Genomic DNA, 9,999 nt, shown 5'->3' with positions numbered 1-9,999 from the left:
CCCCCGCCTCCGGACCCGAAAGCCGCAGCCCAGCGACAAGCAGCAGCGACACACAAAAGCCGGGTGCGGCCCTCACCCCCGCCCTCTCCCAGGGGGAGAGGGGGCAAGGCAGCGCGGCCCTCACCCCAGCCCCGCCACCCCCGCGATCGCCAACCCATACCCCTTCACCCCGAACCCCGCCATCACCGCCTTCGCCGCCGGCGACAGATACGAGTGGTGCCGGAACGCCTCCCGCGCATGCACGTTCGAGATGTGCAGCTCGATCACCGACACCCCGGCGCCCTTGATCGCGTCGTGTAGCGCCACGCTGGTATGCGTGTACGCCCCGGCGTTGAAGACCACGCCGGCCAGGGTGCCGGCGGCCTCGGCGCGGCCGGCTTCGTGCAGCCAGTCGACCAGCACGCCTTCGTGGTTGCTCTGGCGGAAATCGAGTGCGAAGCCGTGGGCGGCGCAGGCCTCCTGGCACAGGCGCTCGACGTCGGCGAGCGTCGCCGATCCGTACACCGCGGGCTCGCGGGTGCCGAGCAGGTTCAGGTTGGGGCCGTTCAGGACAAGGATGGTTTTCACAGGCGTGCCGATGGACAGGAATGGAAGGAAGGTGGACATCGAAAAAGGCAGGCGCCGAGGTTAGCGCCTCTGCGCGCGCCGCGGCGGCGGGCCTGCGGCTACGACGGCAGCAGCGCCACCGCGCGCAGTTCTTCCGGCGTGGCGGTGCCGAAGCCGAAGAACTCCAGGTACGCGGGGATCATCTCGAAGAGCATGTCGGTGCCCACCTGCACCGGGCAGCCCTTGGCGCGCGCGGCCTGCAGCAGCGGGGTCCAGGTCGATTTCATCACCACCTCGCCGACGAAGGTGGCCGGGGCGATGCGGTCCACGTCGAAGGGCAGCGGGTCGTCGTCGCGCATGCCGAGCGGCGTGGCGTTGACGACCAGGTCGAAGCCGGCCGGGTCGTTCGATCCCAGCGCCACCTCCAGCTGCGGGTAATGCGCCCGCAGCCGCGCGGCCAGGGCCTCGCACGAGGCGGTGTTCAGGTCGAACAGCCCGAGCCGGGCGACGCCGGCCGCGGCCAGCGACGCGGCGATGGCCGAGCCCACGCCGCCGCTGCCCGAGACCAGCGCGCTGCCGCCCTCCAGCCGGTGCCCCTTGCGGGCCACGCCGCGCACGAAGCCGGCGCCGTCGAACTGGTCGCCCAGCAGCGTGCCGTCGGGCCGCAGCAGGACCGCGTTGGCGGCACCGGCGATGCGGGCGGTGGGCGTGGCCTCGTCCACCAGGTCCATCGTCGTGACCTTGTGCGGCATCGTGACCAGCGCGCCGCGGATGTTGGACATGCGAAAGAGCAGCGGCAAGAAGGCGCGGTACTCCGCGGGCTTCACGCCCATCGGCACCACGCAGGCGTCGAGGCCCTGGCGGGCGAACCAGGGGTTGTAGATCAGGGGCGCCTTGAAGCTCTCGGTGGGCCAGCCGATGTGGGCGATCAGCGTGGTCTTGCCGCTGAGCGGCGGCGCGGCGGCAGCGGTCGTGGCGTCCGCACTCATGGGCGGCCCAGCTGTTCCATCGGCACCCGGTAGGTCTCGCGCGCCGACAGGGCCGCGAGGGCCGAGACGGTGGCCGCGACGGCGGTGAAGACCGCCACCGGGACCCAGCCGTTGGGGCCTTCGCCGATGATCGCCGCGCTGATCGTGGGCGCGAAGCCGCCGAGCGCGAAGCCGATCTGGGTGCCGATCGCCATGCCCGACAGCCGCACCCGGGTGTTGAACATCTCGCCGTAGAACGACGGCCAGACGCCGTTGGCCGCGCTGTAGACCACGCCCGACAGCAGCAGGCCGAACAGGAACACCATCGGCAGGTTGACGGTGCTGATCGCCCACATGTAGGGCCAGATCAGCGCGGCCGAGCCGAGGGCGCCGAAGACGAAGACCGGCTTGCGGCCGATGCGGTCCGACAGCGTGGCCCACAGCGGGATCGCGCCGAGCGCCACCACGTTGGCCAGCACCAGCACGGTGAGCATCGTGGCGCGCGGGATGTGCATCGTGTTGACCGCGTACGACAGGGTGAACACGCTGAAGATGGTGCTGACCACCGACACCAGCGCGGCGAAGACGACCCGCAGCACGTCCTTGGCATGCGAGCGGAACAGGTCGACCACCGGCATGCGGGCCTTGTCGTGCGACTTCTGCTCTTCCTTCTGGAAGGCCGGCGTCTCGGGCAGGGTGCGGCGCACCCAGAAGCCGACCGCCACCACCACCGCGCTCAGCAGGAACGGAATGCGCCAGCCCCAGGACAGCAGCTGGTCCTCGGGCAGGGCCGAGATCGGGATGAACACCAGCGTGGCCAGGATCAGCCCGGCCTGGGTGCCCGACAAAGTGAAGCTGGTGAAGAACGCGCGGCGGTGCGGCGGCGAGTGCTCCAGCGTCATCGAGTTGGCGCCGGCCTGCTCGCCCGCGGCCGAGATGCCCTGCAGCAGGCGCATCAGCACCAGCAGCAGCGGCGCGGCGATGCCGATCTGCTCGTAAGTGGGCAGCAGGCCGATGCAGAAGGTCGAGACGCCCATCAGCAGCAGCGTGAAGGTCAGCACCTTCTTGCGGCCGAACTTGTCGCCGATATGGCCCAGCACCAGCGCGCCGAAGGGCCGGGTGATGTAGGCCACGCCGAACGTGGCGAAGGCGGCGATGCTGGCCAGCTTGGGCTCGAACGACGGGAAAAAGATCTTGCCGAACACCAGCGCGGCGGCGGTGCCGTAGATGAAGAAATCGTAGTACTCGACGGCGCTGCCGATCCAGCTGGCGAGGGCCGCCTTGGCGGGCCGCTTGCCGGTATCGGGTTCCGCCGCGGCGGCGGGGCGGGATGCGGTTGCAGACATGGTGCAGGTCTCCTGGCTTGTTGTGGTGAGGGAGGGGAAAGCGAAATGCGGAGCGTCGTGGGGGCGTGCGTGCGTGCGGGCGGCGTCTTCGTTCAGCGGGCCGCAGCCGCGCCGTCGGGCAAGCCCCGCGCGATCCACCGCACCGCATCCATCGCCCGCCGGGCGATCGCCAGCGGGTCGGAGTTGACGTAGTCGTCGTTGAACACCTCGAAGGTGTAGTCGCCGCGGTAGCCGCCCGCCTCCAGCATCCGCACCAGCGGCCGCACGTCGTGCAGGCCTTCGCCGGGGAACAGGCGCTGGTGGCGGGCCAGCTCCATGTGGTCGGCGGCGGTGGGGCCGAAGGGATAGAAATAGTCGGCCAACTGCACGAGGAAGATGCGTTCGGCGGGCACCTGCGCCAGGGCCTGGATCGCGTCCGGCGCATCGTCGCCGTGCACCGCCATGTGGAAGAAATCGAGGTTCAGACCCACGCCCGGATGGTCGCAGCGCTGCACGATGTCCCAGGCCTGCTGCCAGCGCTGCACATGCCGGCCCCAGGAGAGCGCCTCGTAGCAGATGCGGATGCCCAGCGGCGCGGCCAAGGTGCCGAGCGCGCGCAGGTCCTCGGCGGCGCGCGCCGGGTCGTCGGTGGCCAGCGGGCTGGTGGTGGAGCAGACCAGCAGCAGGTCGGCGCCCACCAGGGCCATCTGGCGCAACTGCTCCCCGGCCATCTCCAGCCGGTGGGCGCGCATCGCCTCGGGGGCGCATTCGAAGTCGCGCAGCGGCTGGAAATCGGTGACCCGCAGGCCGCTGGCCCGCACCAGCGCGGCGGCCGCCGCCACGCCCTCGGGGTGGCCGATCAGGTCGCGCGCCCACAGCTCCACGCCCGCGAAGCCGGCCGCGCGCATGCAGTGCAGCTTGTGCGCCAGGCTGCCGCCCAGGGTGACGGTGTTGAAGCCGAAGCGGTCGGAGGCGATGGTCATGGAGAACGGGCGATGGAAAAAGGAAAAGGCTCAGGCGGCCCCGGCGGCCGGGCCGCGCGGCGCGTGGATCTCGCCGTGCAGGGCCGGGGGGTAGACGATGCGGCGCAGGTAGTCGGCGTCTTCGCGCACGCCCTGCGCCGCCTCGGCATGGCCGAAGTAGTCGAGGTAGTAGGGCATCTGCGCCACCAGCATCTCGTAGCCGGGCTGGGCCTGCAGGCCGCGTGCGCGGGCCGCCTGCACCAGGGACGTGGGCTGGCCGCGCAGCAGGATGTCGAAGACGGCCGCGTGCGGCTCCATCCGCGACACGTCGCAGGCCGCGGCGTCGCCCGCCTCCAGGCCGAGCGGGGTGGCGTTGACGACCAGGTCGTAGCCGGCCGGATCGGGCGCATCGACCGGCACCACCTCGGCGTCGAAGAAGCTGTCGAGCTGCGCCGCCAGGCCCGCGGCCTTGCCGGCGGTGGGGTCATAGAAGGCGATGCGCGCGGCCCGGTTGCCCGCGCCGCCGTCGGCCAGCGCCAGGCCGATGGCCGCGGCGCTCACGCCCGCGCCCAGCACCAGCACCCTCCGGTCCCGCCAGGCGATCCCGAAATGCTCCAGCGCGGCGGTGAAGCCCTCGCCGTCGAACAGGTCGCCCTCCAGCTGGCCGTTGTCGGTGCGCCGCACCGCGTTCACCGAGCGGGCCGCGCGGCCGACGATGCTGAAGCGGTCGAGCAGGTCCAGCACCCGCGGCTTGTGCGGCGGCGCGATCGCCATGCCGCGCACGTTGGCGCCCAGGAAGGCGCCGCGCATGAACAGCGCGATGTCGCGCACCGGTACCTGCACCGGCACCATCACCGCGTCGATGCCGTGGCGCGCGAACACCTCGTTGAACATGCGCGGCAGGCGCACGTTCGTGACCGGATCGCCGGGCAGCAGGTACAGGGCGGTGGAACCTTGGATGGAGGACATGGGCAGGGCCTAGGTGGGGTGCGGGCACGGGGCACGGCACCGGGGTGGATGGTGAGGGCGGGAGGGCTCTGCACGGAGCCTCCTGCCCACTGCGCTGATCGATGATCGAACGCCGCGGTGCGACAATCGCACAGAATCGGGGTTTTACCTGAGCCGTGCGACCGCCGACCGGCAGCGCCCGACGCCACGATACCGCCATGCCTACCGACGACACCTCCGCACCCGAGGGCCTCGACCGCCGCGACTGGATCGCCGGCCTGGAGCGGGGCCTGCAGGTCATCGAGGCCTTCGACGACGCCCACCCCCGCATGACCGCCAGCGAGGCCGGCGAGCGCACCGGCATGACCCGCACCGCGGCCCGCCGCCACCTGCTCACCCTGCGCCACCTGGGCTTCGTCGCCGGCGACGGCAAGCTGTTCTGGCTCACGCCGCGGGTGCTGCGGCTGGGCCAGTCGTACCTGGAATCGGCCCGGCTGCCGCGGATCGTGCAGCCCTTCCTGCAGCGGGTGGCCGCCGGCACCCACGAGGTGGCCTACCTGAGCGTGGCCGACGGCGACGAGGTGGTCTACATCGCCCGCAACGGCCCCAACCGCAACATGAACACCGGCTACGTGCTGGGCGCGCGGGTGCCGGCCCAGGTCACCGCCGCCGGCATGATGATGCTGGCCCTACGCGAACCCGCCGCGCTCGAGGGCTGGCTGGCCAGCCGCGAACTGCGCGTCTTCACCTCCCACACCATCGCCAGCAAGGAGCGGATGCGGGAAGAACTGGTCCGCATCCGCGAGCGCGGCTGGGCGCTGTCGGAGCAGCAGCTGGACCTCAACTCCCGCGGCGTGGCGGTTCCCCTGCGCGACCGCCACGGCCAGCTGATCGGCGCCCTCAACGTGACCATGCCGATCGGCCAGGAAAAGGCCGAGGACGCGGTCGCCCGGGTGCTGCCGGTGCTGCGGGAGACGGCACAGGCGATGCGGAGCCTGGTGTGAGGCGGGGCGGCTAGGAAGACCGCATCAGACGCCGCATCAGCAGGCCCTGCAGGTCGCGCCGCGTGTCGCAGACGAGGTGGATGTAGGCGGTGTCGGCCCTTACCTCGTAGACGATGCGGTTCTTGCCGGCCAGCACCTGACGGTACTGGACCATGTCGAGTCGCTCCAGTTCGGGAACAACCTTGCCTGCATAGGGATGGTGCCGGATCCGCGCAACGGCGTCCTTGATCTTGCCGTAGCTGGTGCGCCAGGTCTCGCGGTCGAAATGGTGGAGGACGTAGCTCCTCAGATCCTGCAGATCGGATTCGGCCGATGCGAGGAATACGACCTGCAGGCTCATCGGCCCTCGTCCTGGTCCAGCGACGAGAACACGTCTTCGGCCGGCCGGAAGTTGCCCGATTCGATGTCCCGGTGGCCCAGTGCCAGGATCTTCAGCATCGCGACCGTCTGCGCCTGTTCTTCGTAGGAACGCACGTCCATCACGATCAGCTTGGCTTCGCCGTTCTGGGTGATGAGCATCGGCTCGCGGCTCTCGGCCAGATCCTTCACGATGTCGGCCGCATGGCTCTTCAGGTAACTGATGGGTTTGACCTGGGTGGACAGTTTCATGCGGTTTCTCCGAAAGCGGTAGGACCGATGGTAGACCGAATTCGGTCTACTGCGGCGGCTGCGCGCTGCGGCTCTTCAACCCGGCACGGCATTCCCCGCATCGAACGCCGGAGGCCGCAGCAGGTCCTCGTCGATGCCCATCGTCTTGCTGGCGCGCTCCACGGCGGCCCACAGCGGGGCGGGCATCTGCAGGATCTCTTCGGGGGAGGCGGAACGCGCGATCCATTGGCTGATTTCGCTGTGCTGGTCGGGGGTGAGCAGGTCCAGGTTCAGCATTTCGTCGATGGTCTTCATCTTGGTGTCGTTGGTTTTCGGGGGACGGCGCAGGTGCGCGGAAGCCAGGAGCTGACCTGACCACATGGTGCCAAAGAAAACGGGGGCCAGGTGCGGCGGCGGCGGCGACCTGCCGTCAGCCCAGGCCGACAACCCGGCGCGGCCGGGCCGTCAAGCTGTCGTTTGTGCGATAGCGCGACCGGGCCGGGGCGCATAGCCTGCGGGCCATGCCCCTGACGACACCGCCTGCCGCCTTCGCTTCTGCCTCCGCCCTGCCGGCCCCGCCCTTCGTTCCCCGCATCCGCCTCTATCAGGACTGGCTCGAGGCCACCCGCGGCCTGCGCTTCGACGGCTACGACGCGCTGTGGCGCTGGTCGGTGACCGACCTCGACGCCTTCTGGCAAAGCATCTGGGAGCATGCCGAGCTGCAGTCGCCCACGCCCCACACCACGGTGCTGGCTGACGACCGGATGCCCGGCGCCGTCTGGTTCCCGGGCGCGCAGGTCAACTACACCCGGCAGGTGCTGCGGCACGTGGCGGCGGCCGATGCAGCGGGGGTGCCGGCCATCGTGAGCGACGACGAGCAGGGCCGGGTGCGCGAACTGTCTTGGCCCGAACTGCGCCGCCAGGTGGCGTCGCTGGCGCTCACCCTGCGCGACCTGGGCGTGGTGCCGGGCGACCGGGTGGCCGCCTACCTGCCCAACGTGCCCGAGGCGATCGTCTGCCTGCTGGCCTGCGCCGCCCTCGGCGCGGTGTGGAGCGTCTGCGCACCCGACATGGGCACCTCGGCCGTGGCCGACCGGTTCCGGCAGATCGAGCCCAAGGTGCTGATCGCGGTGGACGGCGTGTTCTACGCCGGCCGCGCGATGGACCGCAGCGCCACGGTGCAGGAATTGCGCGCCGCGCTGCCCACGGTGGAGCACCTGCTGGTGCTCGAAACGCCGTTTGCTACCAAAAGAATAGCTGATGGTCGGCCATTGGTGCCGGCTACCGCCCGAAACGATGCCGAAACCGACGCGTTCGAGCCGGCCTGGCTGCCCTTCGACCATCCGCTGTGGATCGTGTACTCCAGCGGCACCACCGGCCTGCCCAAGCCGATCGTGCACGGCCACGGCGGCATCCTGCTGACGCTGCACGCGGTCGGGCTGCACAACGACGTGGGCGCCAGTTACGACCCGAACCACCGGGGCGAGCGCTTCCACTGGTACAGCTCCACCGGCTGGGTGATGTGGAACACCCAGGTCGGCGGCCTGGTGTGCGGCGCGACCGCCTGCATCTTCGACGGCAACCCCGGCGGCCCGAAGGACGCGCCCGACTGGAGCACCCTCTGGCGCTTCGCCGCCCGCCACCGCGTCACCTTCTTCGGCGCCGGCGCCGCGTTCTATAGCCAGTGCATGAAGGCGGGCGTGGTGCTGCGCGACTGCGGCGACCTCTCCCGCGTCCGGGCGCTCGGCTCCACCGGCTCGCCGCTGTCGGAAGAGGTGCAGCGCTGGGGGTCGGAGCAGATGGCGCAGGTCTATGCCGCCGCTGCCGAAGCAGGCGCATCCGCCGCTCCCCTTCCAGAGGGCCGCAGCGCACGGCCGCCCGAAGCGGCCGGCCCGCCACCCGGCAGGGGGGGTGCCGAAGACGCGCAGCGCGCAGGCTGGGGGGCGGGCGAAGTGTTTTGGTGCAACATCTCGGGCGGAACCGATTTCGCCGGCGCCTTCGTCGGCGGCCACCGCGAGCTGCCCCAGGTGCCGGGCCAGATGCAGTGCCGCCAGATCGGCCATGCGGTCGAGGCCTGGGACGCGCAGGGCCGGCCGGTGCAGGACGCGGTGGGCGAGCTGGTCTGCACCCGGCCGATCCCGTCGATGCCGCTGTACTTCTGGAACGACGCGGGAAACGCGCGTTACCTGTCGAGCTACTTCGACACCTACCCCGGCGTCTGGCGGCATGGCGACTGGATCCGCATCGGCGCAGACGGCGGCTGCACCATCTACGGCCGCAGCGACGCCACCATCAACCGTCACGGCCTGCGCATGGGCACCAGCGAGATCTACCGCGCGGTCGAGGCATTGCCCGAGGTGCTCGATTCGATGGTGGTCGACCTGGAATACCTGGGCCGCGACAGCTGGATGCCGCTCTTCGTGGTGCTGCGCGAGGGCCTGGTGCTGGACGACGCGCTGCAGCAGAAAATCGCCGGTGCGATCCGCGCTGCGCTCTCGCCCCGCTTCGTGCCCGACGCCGTCTACCAAGTGCGCGCCATCCCGAGAACCCTCACCGGCAAGAAGCAGGAGCTGCCGGTCAAGAAGCTGCTGCTCGGCCAGCCGCCCGAGAAGGTGGTGAACCGCGCGGCGATGGCCGATCCGGACAGCCTGGACTGGTATGTGGAGCTGGCCAAAGAGAGGAACGCGCCTCCAGGCTGAGCGCACTGCGTGTCGCTCCGCCCACCCCCGCCGGGCTCGACACCGGTGGACTTGCGAAGCCGGATCCACGGTATCCCCGACAAGGACATCCACGTCCTGTTGCCCTCTCACCTTCGATCGCGAACCATGTCCCTACCACCCAACACCTTCAAACGCGCCCTGGCCGCCGGCCGGCCGCAGATCGGCCTGTGGTCGGTCCTGGCCTCGCCCTACGCGACCGAGCTGGTCGCCGGGGCCGGCTACGACTGGGTATTGCTCGACACCGAGCACACGCCGAGCGACGTGCCGCTGATGCTGCAGCAGCTGCAGGCGGTGGCCGCCGCGGTGCCGGCCGATGCGGCGCGGCCGACGGCGGCGGTGGTGCGGCCGGCGTGGAACGACGCGGTGCTGATCAAGCGCTACCTCGACATCGGCGCCCGCACGCTGCTGCTGCCCTTCGTGCAGAACGCCGGCGAAGCGCGGGCCGCGGTGGCCGCCACCCGCTACGCGCCGGACGGGATCCGGGGCATGGGCGGCTCGGTGCGGGCCGCCAACTTCGGCCGGGCCGCCGGCTACGTGGCCGAGGCGCACCGGGAGATCTGCGTGCTGGTGCAGGTGGAGACCCGGGAGGCGCTGGCGGAGATCGAGGCGATCGCGGCGGTCGAGGGGGTGGACGGGATCTTCATCGGACCGTCGGACCTGTCGGCCAGCATGGGCCATGCGGGCAACCCGGGCCATCCGGAGGTGCGCGCCGCGATCGACGACGCGATCCGCCGCATCCGCGCCTGCGGCAAGGCGCCGGGCATCCTGATGGTCGACGAGGTGCGGGCCCGCGAATGCCTGGCGGCCGGGGCGCTCTTCGTGGCGGTGGCGATGGACCTGCTGATCCTGCGCAACGGCGCCGACGGTGCGGCGCAGCGCTTTCGGGCCGGTGCTTCTGCGGGCGCCGGTACCGCCAGCAGCTACTAGGAAACCGCGGC

At 70.9% G+C, this 9,999-nt stretch carries 11 protein-coding genes; 3 read left to right on the top strand and 8 right to left on the bottom strand.

Features of this window, described 5'->3' with window-relative positions; translation table 11 throughout:
• Positions 1–120: 120 nt before the first annotated feature.
• From aroQ to ASE76_RS16475, 5 genes are all read right to left on the bottom strand, one after another.
• Positions 121–606: a type II 3-dehydroquinate dehydratase gene (gene aroQ, locus ASE76_RS16495; RefSeq protein ID WP_055841931.1), complete on the bottom strand. Its 486-nt coding sequence runs from the start codon at positions 604–606 to the stop codon at positions 121–123.
• Between the two features lie 59 nt (positions 607–665).
• Positions 666–1,535, bottom strand: coding sequence for a shikimate dehydrogenase (locus tag ASE76_RS16490; protein ID WP_055841928.1), 870 nt, complete (start codon positions 1,533–1,535; stop codon positions 666–668).
• Complete coding sequence (locus tag ASE76_RS16485; RefSeq protein ID WP_055841926.1) at positions 1,532–2,860, bottom strand: MFS transporter; 1,329 nt, start codon at positions 2,858–2,860, stop codon at positions 1,532–1,534. Before ASE76_RS16485 ends, ASE76_RS16490 begins: the two co-directional genes overlap by 4 nt.
• Before the next feature lie 92 nt (positions 2,861–2,952).
• Positions 2,953–3,822 carry a sugar phosphate isomerase/epimerase gene (locus tag ASE76_RS16480; protein ID WP_055841923.1) on the bottom strand — a complete coding sequence of 290 codons (870 nt, stop codon included), beginning with the start codon at positions 3,820–3,822 and terminating at the stop codon, positions 2,953–2,955.
• Between the two features lie 30 nt (positions 3,823–3,852).
• On the bottom strand, positions 3,853–4,770 hold the full coding sequence (locus ASE76_RS16475; protein WP_055841920.1) for a shikimate dehydrogenase: 918 nt from the start codon (positions 4,768–4,770) through the stop codon (positions 3,853–3,855).
• 197 nt (positions 4,771–4,967) lie between these two features.
• Between ASE76_RS16475 and ASE76_RS16470 the strand changes: the two genes are divergently transcribed.
• Entirely contained in the window at positions 4,968–5,753 is a 786-nt protein-coding gene (locus tag ASE76_RS16470) for an IclR family transcriptional regulator C-terminal domain-containing protein (protein ID WP_055841916.1), read from the top strand.
• Between the two features lie 10 nt (positions 5,754–5,763).
• Here ASE76_RS16470 and ASE76_RS16465 read toward each other — a convergent pair whose 3' ends face one another.
• The 3 genes from ASE76_RS16465 to ASE76_RS16455 all read right to left on the bottom strand — a co-directional run bounded on the left by ASE76_RS16465 (position 5,764) and on the right by ASE76_RS16455 (position 6,656).
• Positions 5,764–6,093 (bottom strand): type II toxin-antitoxin system RelE/ParE family toxin, encoded by a 330-nt coding sequence (locus tag ASE76_RS16465; protein ID WP_055841913.1) that lies wholly within the window; start codon positions 6,091–6,093, stop codon positions 5,764–5,766.
• On the bottom strand, positions 6,090–6,362 hold the full coding sequence (locus tag ASE76_RS16460; protein WP_055841909.1) for a type II toxin-antitoxin system Phd/YefM family antitoxin: 273 nt from the start codon (positions 6,360–6,362) through the stop codon (positions 6,090–6,092). The genes ASE76_RS16465 and ASE76_RS16460 overlap by 4 nt, the downstream gene beginning before the upstream one ends.
• A gap of 75 nt (positions 6,363–6,437) precedes the next feature.
• Positions 6,438–6,656 (bottom strand): hypothetical protein, encoded by a 219-nt coding sequence (locus ASE76_RS16455; RefSeq protein WP_055841988.1) that lies wholly within the window; start codon positions 6,654–6,656, stop codon positions 6,438–6,440.
• 206 nt (positions 6,657–6,862) lie between these two features.
• Between ASE76_RS16455 and ASE76_RS16450 the strand changes: the two genes are divergently transcribed.
• Positions 6,863–9,040, top strand: coding sequence for an acetoacetate--CoA ligase (locus tag ASE76_RS16450; protein ID WP_082448666.1), 2,178 nt, complete (start codon positions 6,863–6,865; stop codon positions 9,038–9,040).
• Between the two features lie 126 nt (positions 9,041–9,166).
• On the top strand, positions 9,167–9,988 hold the full coding sequence (locus ASE76_RS16445; protein ID WP_055841906.1) for an aldolase/citrate lyase family protein: 822 nt from the start codon (positions 9,167–9,169) through the stop codon (positions 9,986–9,988).
• Positions 9,989–9,999: the final 11 nt, after the last annotated feature.

It is taken from the genome of Xylophilus sp. Leaf220 (assembly GCF_001421705.1).
Taxonomy (GTDB): Bacteria; Pseudomonadota; Gammaproteobacteria; order Burkholderiales; family Burkholderiaceae_C; genus Xylophilus.
This window is presented reverse-complemented; position numbering and strand designations above follow the sequence as displayed.

Excerpts from the sequence above, each read along its gene's own strand:
- ASE76_RS16470 (WP_055841916.1), top strand. The coding sequence starts at position 4,968 with ATGCCTACCGACGACACCTCCGCACCCGAGGGCCTCGACCGCCGCGAC.
- ASE76_RS16465 (WP_055841913.1), bottom strand. The coding sequence starts at position 6,093 with ATGAGCCTGCAGGTCGTATTCCTCGCATCGGCCGAATCCGATCTGCAG.
- ASE76_RS16445 (WP_055841906.1), top strand. The coding sequence starts at position 9,167 with ATGTCCCTACCACCCAACACCTTCAAACGCGCCCTGGCCGCCGGCCGG.
- ASE76_RS16460 (WP_055841909.1), bottom strand. The coding sequence starts at position 6,362 with ATGAAACTGTCCACCCAGGTCAAACCCATCAGTTACCTGAAGAGCCAT.
- aroQ (WP_055841931.1), bottom strand. The coding sequence starts at position 606 with ATGTCCACCTTCCTTCCATTCCTGTCCATCGGCACGCCTGTGAAAACC.
- ASE76_RS16450 (WP_082448666.1), top strand. The coding sequence starts at position 6,863 with ATGCCCCTGACGACACCGCCTGCCGCCTTCGCTTCTGCCTCCGCCCTG.
- ASE76_RS16475 (WP_055841920.1), bottom strand. The coding sequence starts at position 4,770 with ATGTCCTCCATCCAAGGTTCCACCGCCCTGTACCTGCTGCCCGGCGAT.
- ASE76_RS16485 (WP_055841926.1), bottom strand. The coding sequence starts at position 2,860 with ATGTCTGCAACCGCATCCCGCCCCGCCGCCGCGGCGGAACCCGATACC.
- ASE76_RS16480 (WP_055841923.1), bottom strand. The coding sequence starts at position 3,822 with ATGACCATCGCCTCCGACCGCTTCGGCTTCAACACCGTCACCCTGGGC.
- ASE76_RS16455 (WP_055841988.1), bottom strand. The coding sequence starts at position 6,656 with ATGAAGACCATCGACGAAATGCTGAACCTGGACCTGCTCACCCCCGAC.
- ASE76_RS16490 (WP_055841928.1), bottom strand. The coding sequence starts at position 1,535 with ATGAGTGCGGACGCCACGACCGCTGCCGCCGCGCCGCCGCTCAGCGGC.